The organism is Sphingomonas sp. AP4-R1 (assembly GCF_013113735.1).
In the GTDB taxonomy this organism is placed as follows: Bacteria; Pseudomonadota; Alphaproteobacteria; order Sphingomonadales; family Sphingomonadaceae; genus Sphingomonas_I.
Map to the genome: position 1 here is coordinate 3737716 of NZ_CP053346.1, position 14273 is coordinate 3751988.

Sequence of the window (14273 nt, forward strand, 5' to 3'; positions counted from 1 at the left end):
CTCCTGGCGCGAGGACAAGGGTAATGGCAACGAATAAGGCGGTTCGATTGAGCTGGTTCGGCGGGCTGGAAGCACTGCAGATTGACCCAGTTGCTATCCCCCAGGTCCAGGATGACGAAGTCCTCGTCAGGGTTGCCGCTGCCAGTATCAATCCGGTCGATTACAAGACCCGGGACGGAAAATTCCCGCCGGTCACCGAAGACAAGCTTCCCCTCATCCTTGGTCGTGATCTCGCTGGCACGATCGAGGCACTTGGCACGCGCGCCCATTCCATGCTGAGCAAAGGCGACCCGATTTTCGCGCATATCGGCTTCGACCGAGGCGCGCAGAGCGAATTCGTGATCGTGAAGGCCGTCGAACTCGTGGCTGCACCGACGTCGATCGACCTTGTTCATGCGGGAGCGGTGCCGCTGGCCGGCATGACGGCGTGGCAGGGGCTGTTCGATCATGGCGGCCTCGTCGAAGGGCAGCGCGTCCTGATCCACGGCGGCGCCGGCGGCGTCGGACATCTGGCGATCCAGTTTGCAAAGGCAAAAGGGGCGACGGTGTTCGCCACCGCGGGCGTCGCCGATCTCGACTTCGTGCGCGACCTGGGTGCGGATACGGCGATCGATTATAAGAACGAACGGTTCGAGGAGGTGGCGACCCAGATAGACGTCGTCTTCGATCTGGTCGGCGGCGCTGTGCAGGATCGCTCCTGGTCGGTTCTACGAGAAGGTGGCATTCAGGTCTCGACCCTTGCGCCGCCAGACCCAGACCGGGCTGCCGAGCATAAGGTGCGAGCCGCGCCGCACTGGATGGCCGAACCTAACGCTGCCCAGCTCGGCGAGATCGCCGCCTTGATCGATGCCGGGAAAGTGAAGGTCGTGGTGTCCGACACATTTGCCCTGGATCGTGTCCGGGACGCCTATGAACGGGCCGAAAGCGGTCACGTGCGCGGAAAGGTCGTACTGACGTTCGAGGCAGCCGGCTAGCCGAGGCGATCCATGTCGAAGGCCATGAAAAATCTACCGGTTCGACAGGCGCGCGCCTATCTCGAGCCCGGGCCGATCGTCCTTGTCAGCAGCGCCTTTGACGGTGTTCGCAACGTCATGACCATGGGCTGGCACACGATCATGGAATTCTCGCCGTCGTTATTGGGATGCGTGATCTCCCGCAGCAATTTCAGCTTCGATCTCATCCGCAGAAGCGGCGAATGCGTGATCAATCTGCCTACCGCGGAGATGATCGATCTCGTGGTCTCCGTCGGCAATTCCTCCGGTCGGGACGTCGACAAGTTCGAGCATCTTGAGATTGCTGTCGGCGAGGCCAATTTGGTGGGCGCGCCGGTCCTCAGCGCTTGTTTCGGGCAGTTCGAGTGCAGGGTCGCGGATGACGCTCTGGTCGATCGCTATAACTTCTTCGTGATGGAAATCGTGGCGGCCCGCATTGCCGTTCGACCGAGACATCCGACGACGCTCCATTACACTGGCGATGGCGTGTTCTTGTGGTCCGGCAAGGTCGTCAGCCGGCGGGCTGATTTCCGCCCGGCACTGCTCGGCAACGGTCGCGGTGTTGATGGCACCAGGCAATGAAGGAGGGTTTGCACGCGATGCGCGTCGAAGCCGTCCGCATCGTTCCGCAAAGGCGCGTCGGCGGTGATTAGGTTTGCAGGCTCATGTCCACGACGATAGCCGGAGCTTCTGTCTGGAGCACCTTCGTTCGTCGAAGGGCGACGAGCAGCAGGGTGTTGCGCACAGTGCGACGCAGCCACTGATCATCAATATCGCAGAGCCGCTTCGGCGCGGCGTTTCACAATAGTTTGTCGAGCGTGATAGGCAGATCGCGTATGCGCTTGCCGGTCGCGTTGTAGATCGCGTTCGCTACCGCAGCGCCGACACCTGTAATCCCTATTTCCCCGATCCCGCGCGCACCCATCGGAGCATGCGGATCCGGGATATCGGTCCACATGACCTCGATTTCCGGCACGTCCATGTGCACCGGCACATGATAGTCGGCGAGACTGGGGTTCATGATCCGGCCGTTGCGCTCGTCGAATTGGGTCTCCTCCATGAGTGCGAGGCCGAGGCCCATGATCATGCCGCCCTTGAACTGGCTGGCCGCCGTCTTGGGATTCAGGATCCTGCCGCAATCGAACGAGCCGAGCAGTCGACGAACCCTCAATTCCGCCGTCACGGCGTTCACCGCAACCTCGCAGAAAATCGCACCGTGCGAGTGCATCGACCAGTGTTGGGTCTCGATCGGGGCAGGGGCCTCGCCGACGACTGCCACCTCGTCCCGCCGTCCTCTTGCCAGGATCGAGGCGTAGCTCTCGTGTCGGTTCGGGTCGTCGAGCTTGGCAAGACCGCCGTTCACGCCGCCAACCTCGTCCACCGAAAGCCCCGCCAACGGTGAATCGTTTCCGGCAAGCTGAAGCAGCTTTTCGACCAGCTTGCGCTGGGCGGCGATGATCGAGATACCGATGGAGGCCGTCTGCTGCGACCCGCCGGCCAATACGACGCCGGGTTGGAAGCTGTCCCCGTAGCGGAAGTCCACCTGATCGAGCGGCAGGCCGAACCGGTCGGCGACGACCTGGGTATGGGCGGTCATCGTCCCCATGCCCATCTCATGCGCGGCGATCTCGACGGTCACGCCGTTGGACCTCAGCGTGATCCGCGCCGCCCCGCCCGGCATGCGGTGATAGGGATAGGTGGCGGTCGCCGTGCCCATGCCGATCAGCCATTCGCCGTCACGGCGCGTTCCAGGCGCCTGCCGCGCGGACCAGCCGAAGCGGTCCGCACCATCACGGTACGATGTCTCCACATCGCGCTGTGACGCGGGAGCTCCAGTCACCGGATCCTTCTCCGGCTCATTTTTCAGGCGAAGCTCGATCGGGTCCATGTCCATCGCCACGGCCAGCTCATCGATCGCGCTTTCCAGCGCAAACGTGCCCACCGCCTCTCCGGGCGCCCGCATGAAGGTGTTGGCCAGCATGTTGAGGCGTACCGTCTCGACGTCGAGCTTCAGCGTGTCGCTGGCATAGACGCTCATCGTCGGCAGGATGAAGGGCTCGGGAAATTCGTTGTGCGGCGTCATCGCGGTGGTGCCCGTATGAATGATGGCCGCGAAACCCCCATCATTCCTCGCGCCGATGGCGACGCGTTGCTCGGTCAGCGACCGGCCACCAACGACACGGTAGACGCCTTCGCGCGACAGCGTGAGGCGGACAGGTCTCTGGACCATTCGCGCGGCTGCGGCTGCAAGAACCTGGTGCCACCACAGGCCCTTGCTGCCGAAGCCACCACCCACGAACGGCGATGTGACGTGAACTTGGCTTTCCGTCATGCCGAACACCTGCGCCAGGCTCCACGCGGTGTTGCTGACCATCTGTGTCGCATCGTGCAGCCGTAGCGCATCGCCGTCCCACGCCACCGTACAGGCATGCAGCTCGATCGGATTGTGGTTGTGCCGCGGCGTCGTGTAGGTCGCGTCGACCCGGTGCGCCGCCTCCGCCAGCGCCTTGCCCGTATCGCCGAATTCGAGCTTCAGCGGCTGGCCCATGAAAAGCCCTGTTTCGGTACCCGCCGCCTTTGCCGCCATGAAATCCGTCACCGGCTTTTCTTCGACATAATCAACGCGGATCAGCGACTTGGCATGGTCGGCCTGCTCTTGCGTTTCAGCCAGCACCAGAGCTACCGGCTCGCCGTTCCAGCTGATGCGATCGTCCTGCATCACAGGCAGATCGATGCCACCGGCAGCCTTGGGGGCCGACATGAACAGCGGCACCGGCGCCATGCGCGGTGCATTGCGGTGGCTCATCACCAGCGCCACGCCGGGCGCTCCCTCCGCCTCGGCGGTATCGATCGCAGCAATGCGTCCCTTGGCGATCGTGCTGAACAGGACGGCTGCGTAGAGCATACCGTCCATGGGAAATTCCGCCGCGAACGGCGCTGCCCCACGTACCTTCAGTGGGCCATCCAGCCGCGAGAGCGGGCGACCAATATGGCCGTGCTGCTCGCGGATCAGAGGATCAGGCCTGCCGCCGGGAATGAAGGCGTCCGGCGCAAGCTGGATCGCTTTGCCGACAACTGCGCCGACAAGTCCTTGGACCGCCTCCTTGGCGCTATCGACAATGCTCATGCGCTTGCTCCGGCCAGTTCGGACAGGACGGCCGTCGCCGTTCTCGACGCCAGTGCGACCTTGAACCCGTTGTCCTTCAAAGGCCGGGCGTCCGAAAGCTCGACCTCGACCGCGGCCGTGAAGGCGGCTTGCGTCGCAGGTCTCCCCCTCAGCGCTTCCTCGGCTTTCAGGGCCCGCCATGGCTTGTGCGCCATGCCTCCGAAGGCCAGCCGCACGTCTTTCACCTGGCCGTCAGCCACGTCGAGTGCCGCAGCTACAGAGACCAGCGCAAAAGCATAGCTCGAACGATCCCGGACCTTGCGATAGGTCGACCTGGCTGCCAGGGGCAGGGGAGGGATCTCGATCGCGGTGATCAGCCACCCTGGCTCGAGCGCGGTTTCAACGTCGGGTCGATCGCCGGGAAGACGGTGGAATTCCCCGAACGGAATTGTCCTGTCGCCCGTCGGCGTCACGACATGCACGATCGCATCCAAGGCCGCGAGTGCTACGCACATATCCGAAGGATGGGTGGCGACGCAGGTATCGGAGGCGCCCAGGACCGCATGCATGCGATTGAAGCCGTCGATGGCGTCGCATCCCTGTCCCGGACTACGCTTGTTGCAGCGCGATCCTTCGTTGTCGTAGAAATAGGCGCAGCGGGTCCGCTGGAGGAGATTGCCGCCGCTTGTGGCCATGTTGCGGATCTGCGCGCTGGCGCCGGCGAGGACGGCGCGTGCGAGCACCGGATAATGCTCCCGCACTCCCCTATGGGCAGCCACCGCACTGTTGCGCGTGGCCGCGCCGATCATCAGGCCGCCGCCAGGAAGATTCTCGATGGTATTCGACAGTCCCGTCACGTCGACCAGTGCGGAAGGATTCTCGACGGTTTCGCGCATGAGGTCGACGAGGTTGGTGCCGCCGCCCAAAAACCGCGATCCGCCCGAAGCGGCGAGGCTCAAGGCCTCTTCGGGGCGAATGGCTCTCGCATAGGTGAACGGGGTCATGCCGCCGTCTCCTCGCTCACAAGAACGGGGGTCACGTCTGCGCCGCCCTGCCCAAACACCTCGGTGATGGCTGCCACGATGCCGTTATGCGCTCCGCAGCGGCACAGATTGCCGCTCATCCGTTCGCGCAGCTCATCATGCGTCAGATCCATCGTTGTCGCGAGCAGATCGCCGGTGACGTGGCTCGGGATCCCCCGTGCGATCTCCGCTGCCATGCCGATCGCCGAGCAGATCTGTCCGGGCGTGCAATAGCCGCATTGGAAGCCGTCATGTTCGATGAACGCCGCCTGCAATGGATGCAGTTCGCCGCCCTGCGCCAGCCCCTCGATCGAGACGATCTCCCGCCCGTCATATTGGGCCGCCAGCGCGAGGCACGAAAGGATGCGCTCGCCATCGACCAGCACCGTGCAGGCGCCGCATGCGCCCTGGTTGCAACCCTTCTTGGTGCCGGACAGATGCAGATGCTCGCGCAACAGATCGAGGAGCGAAACCCTTGGGTCGGCGGGCACGTCGATCGGCGAGCCATTGATCGTGATGGACATGGAGCCTCCCGCAGCGCTGTCGGTATAGGCAGCATCAACGATCGTCCTCCGTGCCAGTTGCGCGCCGTCGATGCCGGGCTTTCAAACGGCTGGGACCAGATCAACCGGCGCCGCGGAAACCTTACAAGCCTGCGTTGTTATGGTGTCCAAACTACGGAGGTCGTGACGGTGGATCAGCAGCAGTTGAAAAAGGATCTCTGGAAGCGGATGTCGGGCAGCCCGTTCCTGATGATCGGTCTCACCGCTGGCGGTCAGCATAGCGAACCGCTTACCGCGCAGCTGGACGAAGATCAGGTCGACACGCTCCATTTCTTTGTCGGCCGGGGCAATCGGCTCGCGTCCGGCGGGAAGGCGATGGCTCAGTTCGTGTCCAAAGGACATGATTACTTCGCCTGCCTCTCGGGCACGATATCCATATCCAATGACCCGGCCATGATCGACAAGCTGTGGTCGAAGCAGGTCGAAGCCTGGTTCCCGGGTGGAAAGTCAGATCCCGATCTTGCCCTGCTGAAATTCGACATTGAAAGTGCCGAACTGTGGGAGGCCGATATGAGCCTGGCGGGCAAGCTGAAGATGATTTTCGGTGGCCGGATTGACCCCGAGGACGAAGGGAGCCATGCGGTCGTCAGGACGACGGCGCCGGATTGACGGGCGTTCTAACGTCACGGTGCGACACGCCCCGTTAGCGGCGCAGACGGGGCCCATTATCGTATCGGCGACGGGTCCCTTTGCGAAAAGGCGACGGTTCCGCGGAGAAAGTGGCTCGCTCGACGGAGGCGAGCGATCCAGAAGGAGTCAGGTGATGAGCGATAAGGTTTCGCACATCCGCGAAAACATCGTTCTCTATGGCGCCTTGCTCGCGAACGTCGGGATCGCGATCGCCAAGTTCGTCGCTGCAGCGCTGACCGGCTCCTCCTCGATGCTGAGCGAAGGTGTTCACTCGCTCGTCGACAGCGGAAACCAGATCCTGCTCCTCTACGGACAGGCCAAGGCGGCACGTCCATCCGATGCAGCGCACCCGTTCGGTTATGGACGCGAGCTCTACTTCTGGGCTTTCGTCGTTGCGATACTCATCTTCGCAGTCGGCGCCGGTGTTTCGATCTACGAGGGGTGGATCCACATTGCCCGTCCCGAGCCGCTGCGCGATCCGACCGCCAATTATATCGTCCTGGGAATCGCGGTCGCGCTGGAGGGCACGTCCTGGGCAATCGCGGTGCGTGCGTTCAACGGGAAGCGGGGCTCGAGCAGCTGGTGGCAGTCCATCCGCCGCTCGAAGGATCCGGCGGGGTTCATTGTGTTGTTCGAAGACAGCGCCGCGCTCGTCGGGCTTGTCTTCGCCGGCCTCGGCGTATGGAGCAGCCACAGGCTCGGTGACGCTCGAATAGACGGGATCGCGTCGATCGCGATCGGCTTGGTCCTGGCAACGGTCGCCGTCCTGCTCGCGAGGGAAGCGAAGGGGCTTCTCATTGGCGAAAGCGCGGAGCCCGATCTCGTCGAGAGGGTGTGGCACATTCTCGACGCGCAACCCGGAGTTACTGCGGTCAACCACGTTCGGACCATTCACACTGCGCCAGACGCCGTTTTCGTCGCCATCAGCGCCGAGTTCGAGGATGCGCTTCCGATGGGGCAGGCGGAGATGCTGATCGAGGGCATCGAGGCGCAGATGAAGGCCGCAATGCCCGAGTTGACCTCGATCTACATTCGGCCGGAAAAGAAAGAGCACGCCGTATGTCAACTCCGGCCAAGCGGCCGGAACGCGGCAGTTCCCGCACCTGATCTATCCTCGGCATGATCGCGCCTACGCCGGCTCTGCGCCCTGAGGATGACGTCGAGACGACATGAATCGAGGCGGGTGACGCAGCGCCCGTTCGAGCGACCGGTCAGGTGTGCAGGTTGAAGGCTGACGGACACGGCGTGCTGAACGTCCTCATGCACTTGTCGACACCGCGTGAGGGATGGATCAACAACAGGAGGCGACCGCCACGATCGAGAGGGTCAGCATGGATGCGGCATGGTGGCCCAAACCTGTCTGGCAGATACGCATGATCCTTTCCGACTGGCGCGCAGCATCGGGCTCCCGAAATCCACGTCCGTGCTGCCCAATCATGCGTATCGGCTAGCGCGCTGTTCCGGTCCCTGGAACGGCGCGTCCGTCGACGGAGGCGCGCGCGGCCGCGAGAGCGGCATGGAGCAACGACCAGCCTTCCGGCAGGTAGTCTGTCGACATGTAATAATAGAGCCGGCAGATTCCGTTCGTGGCGCTGTCACCTTTGACCAGCCCGAAGGCGACGGTCCCGAGGAAGACCGGGCCGCCGCTGTCGCCACCTCCGCATTTCGGCCCGGTGACGGCGACCCAGGTTGCCGGGCAGGGGCCGGCGCAAAGGTCGCCGGGCGGCGCATAATCGACGAGTTGGACGAGCGCGCAGCTGTAGCCGGTCCGCTCTCCCCGATGACAGACGAAATCGCCGGCCCGCATACTCGATCGGTTGCGCCAGGTGATGAGGGGACGCGTGCGCGCAGCCGTGTCTGCGTGGAAAACAGGAGCCAGTGATAGTCCGGCGGAATGGATCTGGACGTCCTGATAGCGCGCGCCCCACGCGCCGATCATCGTCAGCGGGGTTTGGGTGCCGTCAGGGGCAATGAAGCTGAGTTGATCGGGGCAATGGGCCGCCGTGGAAAGGGCGGTCTGCGTCCCGTCGGTTACGACAAAGCCTGCGGTGCAGAGGAATTGCCGTGTCTCGGGCGCCTGGCGACCGACGAGACGACCGCCGCCCTCGACCGACAGATCGGTGTCAAAGTCTCCCCAGGTCCGCACCTCGACCGGCACGCCAGCGATTGCGCCTAGACGCTCCGACGTCGCCGTCCGATCGTCATCGCCATCGAGAGCACCGGAGCGGGCCACGACCAGAAGCCGACCGGACTGGGGATCGACGCCCATTCCCGGCGGAGATGGGAGCGCCGCACGAAGGTCGGCCTGATGCGCCTCGATCGCGGCAAGGATCGCGGCGCGGGTCGCCAATGCCCCGCTGCGCAGGATGATCGGTACGCCAAACGGGGCGAGCGAGACCTGCGTGTCGGGTGCAGCTTCGCCGGTCACCACGATCACGATCTGGAAAGTAGGGCGATGCTCGATGACGATACCAGCCAGCCGATCACGATAACCGTCGGCAAGGCGATCGATGAGCGGAACGCTCGCTTCTTGTGCTTCCAGCCTTCGCAGTGCTTCTGACAGGGGCACATTGAACATGCGGGCATATTCGGCCGCGTCCGCCACCATCGCCTCGGATGACGTCTCGACGGGCGCAGTCGTGGATTCAAAGTGCTCCGGCGACGATTCGACCGCCGGGGCTGGCGGCGACTGCGCGCCAGCGCGTGATGTGAAGCCAGGCCACGCGACGAGAAACACGATGATCCCGAAAAGGATCGCAAAGCGGGAAACGGCTCTGACAAAGCCGGCTTTGGTGGGCGTTTGCTGAATATGCACGTCGCTCAGAGAATTTCGAGCGCCACGGGTCCCCAAGGACGCGGAAAGAGGTCATCCAAGAGACGCAGATCGTCGTCCGACAGGATGAGCTCTGCTGCGGCGTGGTTTTCGCGGACATGCTCACTGGTGGACGCTTTGGGGATCGCGATCACATTGTCCTGGGCAAGCAACCAGGCGAGCGCGATCTGCGCCGGGGTCGCGTCCCGGGATGCTGCCAATCTTGCAAGCTCTCGATGGGCCAGCAGACGCCCCTGTTCGATCGGGCTGTAGGCCATGACAGGCTGATTTTGCTCTCGCAGCCACGGTATCAGATCATGTTCCGACCCTCGACGGGTGAGATTGTAGAGGATCTGATCGGTCTGGCATTGCGTGCCGCCGGCAGCGGCGAGCTCCTCCATGTCATCCGTGTCGAGATTGCTCACGCCCCAGCGGAGAATCTTGCCAGCCTTGACGAGGTGCTCCATCGCATCGACCGTTTCCGCCAACGGCACGCGGCCGCGCCAATGGAGCAGATAGAGGTCGAGGCGATCCGTCCCGAGGCGCCGTAGGCTTGCTTCGCAGGCCAGCGGCAGGGTTTGAGCAGATGCGTTCTGAGGATAGGCCTTGCTGACAAGGAAGACCTGGTCGCGCCGCTGCCGGATGGCTTCTCCGACAAGCTCCTCCGAGGCGCCATCAGCATACATCTCGGCGGTGTCGATCAGCGTGAGGCCAAGGTCTATGCCTTCCTGCAGCGCTGCTATTTCCTGGGCCCGTCTTTTGGCACGCTCCGCCATCATCCAGGTGCCCTGTCCAAGCGCGGGCACCTTGGCGCCATCGGGAAATCGGATCATCTTCATTTCGGGGAAACGCTCAGTTGCGCTGTCCGGCCCAATCTCCGAGTGCTTCTCTCTCGCAGCCTAGTGTCCACGACCTTTTCCATTCAACAGGCTCACATCCTCGCGATCAGGCGTCTAAGCTTAGAGGATGCATAAGCTTTTTCTCTCCCTGGTTTTTCTCTCCGCCCCGGCCACCGGGCAGGGATCGACGGCTCCGATAGATGTTGTCGATCCGCGCATCGGGACGGGGGGGGAAGGGCATACCTTCCCGGGCGCAACCGCGCCGTTCGGCATGGTCCAGTTGTCTCCCGACACCGACACGGGCTGCGAGATACGGTCCTGTTACGGGCATACGGCAGGCTATCGTTATGACGATCCGACCATCCAGGGGTTCAGTCACACGCATTTCTCAGGTGCCGGCCATTCCGACCTGGGCGACGTGCTGCTCATGCCGCAGGCGGGGCCACACGTCCGGCTCGATCCTGGTGACCCGAAGCAGCCCGGCTCCGGCTATCGATCGCGCTTCGATCACGAGCAGGAAACGGCACGCCCAGGCTATTATGCGGTCAATCTGCTGGACAGCGGCATCCGGGCGGAACTGACGGCGGGTAACCGGATCGGTGTCCATCGCTACACATTTCCTGCGGGACAAGCGGCACATCTCATACTCGACCTGCGCTCCTCGCTCTACAATTATCCAGGCAAGATCCTCTGGTCCGGGCTGCACCTTCGATCCGGCGGCGTCCTGACAGGCTTCCGTGAGACGCGTGGTTGGGCGCCCGGACGCAAGCTCTACTTCGCGATGCGTTTCTCCGCGCCGATGACCACTCATGCGTTCGTCGATCGCGACACGGCTGTCACCTACAAGGGCTTCCAGGGTCCCGGCCGCGGCAGCGATGATGTGGCAGAGAAGCTCGGTCGCGCGCTCGAGGCGACATTGGACTTTGGCACGTTGGCGAGCCCACTGGAGGTGAAGGTGGCGCTGTCCGGGGTGGACGAGGCAGGCGCGGTCGCTAACCTCGATGCGGAGCCCGGCGATTTCGATGCGATCCGCGCACGGACGGCAGAGGCTTGGTCGAAAGCGCTCGGTGCGGTGGAGATCAAGGCGCCCGCGCCGATGCGGACCAACGTCTACACAGCTCTCTATCACGCCCTTCTCGCGCCCACCGTGTGGAGTGATGCGGACGGCCGCTATCGCGGGCCGGATGATCAGGTTCATGAAGCGAAGGGCTTCACATTCCGCTCGACCTTTTCGCTCTGGGATACGTTCCGTGCAGAGCATCCGCTCCTGACTCTGATCCAGCCCGAACAGACGACGGTCGATGTCGTCCGCTCGCTTGTCGAAAGCCGGCAGTACAGTCCTTATGGCATCCTTCCGGTGTGGCAGTTTGCTGGCCGGGAGACGTGGACGATGATCGGCTATCATGCCGCCCCGGTCATCGCGGATGCGTGGCTCAAGGGTATCCGGGACTTCGATGCCGATGCTGCACTCGATGCGATGGTCGCGAGCGCGACCTACGCACCCTATGGCGGCCTCGGCGACTATATGAAGCTTGGCTATGTCCCGATCGATCGCGAGCCGGAAGCGGCCTCGAAGACCGTCGAATATGCCTATGACGACTGGGCGATCGCGCGGATGGCGCGGGCCATGGGCAAGCAGGAGATTGCCGACCGTTTTGAGAAGCGGGCCCGAAACTGGCGGAACAGTTTCGATCCCAAGACCGGCTGGTTGCGTGCGCGGCTCTCAACCGGTGCTTTTCGCACCCCGTTCGATCCCACCGCCATCAATTACGGCTCGGATTATACCGAGGGCAATGCCTGGCAATATAGCTGGTTCGTACCGCAGGATCAGGCGGGGCTGTTCACGGTGCTCGGCGGCGATGCGAAGGTCGTGGCCAAGCTGGACGCGATGTTCGAGTTCGACACGTCAAAGCTCGATTACAGCCATGCCGAGGACATTGCGGGCCTGATTGGACAATATATCCATGGCAATGAGCCGAGCCATCACGTCGCTTACCTCTACGTCTTTGCCGGCGCGCCGTGGCGGACGCAGGAGCGGCTCGCGCAGATCGTCTCGTCCCAATATAAACCGACGCCGGACGGCCTGGCCGGTAATGACGACCTCGGTCAGATGTCGGCCTGGCTCGTTTTCACAGCGCTGGGTTTTTACCCCGTGGCGCCGGGGTCGAACGAATATGTGATCGGGCGCCCCTTCGTGGATCGAGCTGTGCTGAACCTTCCGAACGGCCAGCACTTCTCGATCTTGGCCGACGGACTCTCTGATACGAACCGCTATGTGCGTGCGGTCACATTGAACGGCGTGACGCTGGATCGAGCCTTCCTGAAAGACGTCGACATCAGGGCCGGCGGCGAGCTTCGGTTCACAATGAGCACCGTCCCCAACAAGTTGTGGGCGACTAGCAAGGCGGCACGGCCCTTCTCCATGACAAAAACGGGCAGGCGCTGATCGGAAGACTGAGCCGGAAGAAACCGGACACGATCCCATCCCGGGCGCGCGCAGGGCTGATACGCGCGGTCATCTTGATCGGCCGGTTTTCCACCCACCGCCAATCCCCCGGTGATCCTCTCGGTCCCGCCACACGCCTTGCAATCATGGCGGGCCAGTTTGCTCGACCCGCCGCGGACGCGACATACGTCTCCCCGGTTCCCGGGGTGCGAGGTGCTGCATCATCTCCGGTGCGCGTATTGTCCGTCATAGTCGATCACCTGCCCTGGTCGCGGTTCGTTCCGCCGATGCTGGCCGTGCCACCCGGTGCGACGGAATTCTCGAGCAGCGACATTTCGGAGCGTATCGTCGATCCATCCATCGCCAGACAGACTGGTTAAGCGGCAGCATGATGCGAGCGAGAAACTGTTGGGGGGATGTTCGCGGATGACGGATATCCTCCTTTGGTGCAGACGGTTCGAATGAAAGTCTTTCTTGATTTCGAAGCGTCCTCGCTCGCCGATCGCAGCCATCCTATTGAAGTTGCGTGGGTGTTCCAGAACGGCCGACAGGAGGCTCACCTTATCGCGCCCGCACCTCATTGGACCGACTGGGATGATCAGGCCGAGGCAATTCACGGGATCAGCCGCGAGATGCTCGCCGCACAGGGCGATCCCCACGACGAGGTCGCGCGCCGCATGGTGGAGGTGCTGGACGGGCACCAACTGTTCGCCAGCGCGCCTTCGTGGGATGGCAAGTGGCTGAGCGCGCTGCTCCGGTCCGCCGGCATCCCGCGCCATGCATTGCGGTTGCGCGACACGGACGAGGCGCTGCGCGAGGCAGCCAGTGAAATCCTGTCACCGGCCTTCAGCGGTCCGCGTCTCGCCACCGAGGTTCACAATATCGTCACCAGGGCCGCTGCCGTCAAAGCCGGGGCATCCTCTCACCGCGCGCTGCCCGATGCACTCGACGAATATCAGAAGTGGCTGCGGACACGGGAGGCGGCGCGGGCGGTTTTCAGCGCGTTGTCGTGAGAAGAACAACAACTAGGTCGATAGCCCCAGCGGCTTAGCGTCATGAGCCTGATCTTCTCTGAACGAGTGAGCCGACCGGCCTAAAGGCTTCAATCATAACGGTTGTTGCCCGTTGGGAGGGATCTCTCGCGGGGCGCGGGCGCGTGAAGGCGGCGGCGCCGGCACATTGTCGATCAAGGTCGATATCTGGGCCGGATACGGTCGGCCGCCATCCGGGCTTCGGATTGAAATCCAGTCCGCGCGACATTCTGCGAACTGGGAGACTTTCGGGAAAACGAAGGCGGGCGTCCCTTGGTCCCGCCTTCGATCCAACAGGGGGTTGAATTCGAAAACAATATCCGAAACGGACCATAATGGTCAATGTCGCATCGGGCCTGTGGACGGCGGTCGAGACGTCTACCTCTTGATGGGTTGAAGGTCCGTCGCGGAAAAAACCTCGCCGCCATCTATATGAGGGCGCGATTCATGGGGCACGGGGGCGGTTATGAGATGATCGCAAAGGAAGCGATCCTGATCCCTCGCGTTCGGAACATGCCCTATGTTAGCGCGGTTTATGAACGACAGGAGATCCATCATGACGGAAATCACACCTGTCGCAAAGAAGCCCGGCAAGATCTTGAAGGACCACCACGCCGAGGATGAAAAGGCTCTCGAGCGCCATCCGTCCAGTGCCGATGACAAGCTCGATCTCGAACTCGACGAGAGTTTTCCCGCCTCGGATCCGCCTTCCAGCACCGAACCGAAAAAGGGCTCCGATCGAGTTGAGAGGCCAAACGCGTCGAATGCCGACGATCTTGAGCGATAGTCGCGGTGTGCGAGGAGCCCAGACCGGGAGTTGTCAAATTGCCAT

Annotated in this window: 12 protein-coding genes; 7 read left to right on the forward strand and 5 right to left on the reverse strand. The window is 63.0% G+C overall.

From position 1 onward, the window contains the following. Positions 1-23: 23 nt before the first annotated feature. Both HL653_RS17065 and HL653_RS17070 read left to right on the forward strand, forming a co-directional pair. Positions 24-974 carry an NADP-dependent oxidoreductase gene (locus HL653_RS17065; RefSeq protein ID WP_171745582.1) on the forward strand — a complete coding sequence of 317 codons (951 nt, stop codon included), beginning with the start codon at positions 24-26 and terminating at the stop codon, positions 972-974. 12 nt (positions 975-986) lie between these two features. Then, positions 987-1574, forward strand: coding sequence for a flavin reductase family protein (locus tag HL653_RS17070; RefSeq protein WP_171745583.1), 588 nt, complete (start codon positions 987-989; stop codon positions 1572-1574). Between the two features lie 217 nt (positions 1575-1791). Here HL653_RS17070 and HL653_RS17075 read toward each other — a convergent pair whose 3' ends face one another. From HL653_RS17075 to HL653_RS17085, 3 genes are read right to left on the reverse strand one after another with little or no spacing between them, the layout of a single operon-like run. Continuing rightward, on the reverse strand, positions 1792-4119 hold the full coding sequence (locus tag HL653_RS17075; RefSeq protein WP_171745584.1) for a xanthine dehydrogenase family protein molybdopterin-binding subunit: 2328 nt from the start codon (positions 4117-4119) through the stop codon (positions 1792-1794). Further along, entirely contained in the window at positions 4116-5102 is a 987-nt protein-coding gene (locus tag HL653_RS17080; RefSeq protein ID WP_171745585.1) for a xanthine dehydrogenase family protein subunit M, read from the reverse strand. The genes HL653_RS17075 and HL653_RS17080 overlap by 4 nt, the downstream gene beginning before the upstream one ends. Then, on the reverse strand, positions 5099-5644 hold the full coding sequence (locus HL653_RS17085) for a 2Fe-2S iron-sulfur cluster-binding protein (protein WP_171745586.1): 546 nt from the start codon (positions 5642-5644) through the stop codon (positions 5099-5101). Before HL653_RS17085 ends, HL653_RS17080 begins: the two co-directional genes overlap by 4 nt. Before the next feature lie 207 nt (positions 5645-5851). Between HL653_RS17085 and HL653_RS24315 the strand changes: the two genes are divergently transcribed. Further along, positions 5852-6292 (forward strand): pyridoxamine 5'-phosphate oxidase family protein, encoded by a 441-nt coding sequence (locus HL653_RS24315; RefSeq protein WP_253718122.1) that lies wholly within the window; start codon positions 5852-5854, stop codon positions 6290-6292. A gap of 154 nt (positions 6293-6446) precedes the next feature. After that, positions 6447-7436, forward strand: a complete 990-nt coding sequence (locus HL653_RS17095; RefSeq protein WP_171745588.1) for a cation diffusion facilitator family transporter — start codon at positions 6447-6449, stop codon at positions 7434-7436. 324 nt (positions 7437-7760) lie between these two features. Here the strand turns inward: HL653_RS17095 and HL653_RS17100 are convergent, their stop codons facing one another. Together HL653_RS17100 and HL653_RS17105 are read right to left on the reverse strand one after the other, a co-directional pair. Next, complete coding sequence (locus HL653_RS17100) at positions 7761-9164, reverse strand: S1 family peptidase (RefSeq protein ID WP_216599890.1); 1404 nt, start codon at positions 9162-9164, stop codon at positions 7761-7763. Then, positions 9134-9964: an aldo/keto reductase gene (locus tag HL653_RS17105; protein ID WP_171745589.1), complete on the reverse strand. Its 831-nt coding sequence runs from the start codon at positions 9962-9964 to the stop codon at positions 9134-9136. The genes HL653_RS17100 and HL653_RS17105 overlap by 31 nt, the downstream gene beginning before the upstream one ends. Positions 9965-10091: 127 nt before the next feature. Between HL653_RS17105 and HL653_RS17110 the strand changes: the two genes are divergently transcribed. From HL653_RS17110 to HL653_RS17120, 3 genes are all read left to right on the forward strand, one after another. Next, entirely contained in the window at positions 10092-12410 is a 2319-nt protein-coding gene (locus tag HL653_RS17110) for a GH92 family glycosyl hydrolase (RefSeq protein WP_171745590.1), read from the forward strand. Between the two features lie 446 nt (positions 12411-12856). Then, a complete protein-coding gene (locus HL653_RS17115) occupies positions 12857-13423 on the forward strand; it encodes a transcriptional regulator (RefSeq protein WP_253718123.1) in 567 nt (188 codons plus the stop codon). Between the two features lie 574 nt (positions 13424-13997). After that, positions 13998-14228, forward strand: coding sequence for a hypothetical protein (locus tag HL653_RS17120; RefSeq protein ID WP_171745591.1), 231 nt, complete (start codon positions 13998-14000; stop codon positions 14226-14228). Positions 14229-14273: the final 45 nt, after the last annotated feature.

Bases quoted from the DNA above. Each gene is read 5' to 3' on its own strand.
- HL653_RS17075 (WP_171745584.1), bottom strand. From the start codon at position 4,119: ATGAGCATTGTCGATAGCGCCAAGGAGGCGGTCCAAGGACTTGTCGGC.
- HL653_RS17105 (WP_171745589.1), bottom strand. From the start codon at position 9,964: ATGAAGATGATCCGATTTCCCGATGGCGCCAAGGTGCCCGCGCTTGGA.
- HL653_RS17080 (WP_171745585.1), bottom strand. From the start codon at position 5,102: ATGACCCCGTTCACCTATGCGAGAGCCATTCGCCCCGAAGAGGCCTTG.
- HL653_RS17065 (WP_171745582.1), top strand. From the start codon at position 24: ATGGCAACGAATAAGGCGGTTCGATTGAGCTGGTTCGGCGGGCTGGAA.
- HL653_RS17110 (WP_171745590.1), top strand. From the start codon at position 10,092: ATGCATAAGCTTTTTCTCTCCCTGGTTTTTCTCTCCGCCCCGGCCACC.
- HL653_RS17120 (WP_171745591.1), top strand. From the start codon at position 13,998: ATGACGGAAATCACACCTGTCGCAAAGAAGCCCGGCAAGATCTTGAAG.
- HL653_RS17095 (WP_171745588.1), top strand. From the start codon at position 6,447: ATGAGCGATAAGGTTTCGCACATCCGCGAAAACATCGTTCTCTATGGC.
- HL653_RS17070 (WP_171745583.1), top strand. From the start codon at position 987: ATGTCGAAGGCCATGAAAAATCTACCGGTTCGACAGGCGCGCGCCTAT.
- HL653_RS17085 (WP_171745586.1), bottom strand. From the start codon at position 5,644: ATGTCCATCACGATCAATGGCTCGCCGATCGACGTGCCCGCCGACCCA.
- HL653_RS24315 (WP_253718122.1), top strand. From the start codon at position 5,852: ATGTCGGGCAGCCCGTTCCTGATGATCGGTCTCACCGCTGGCGGTCAG.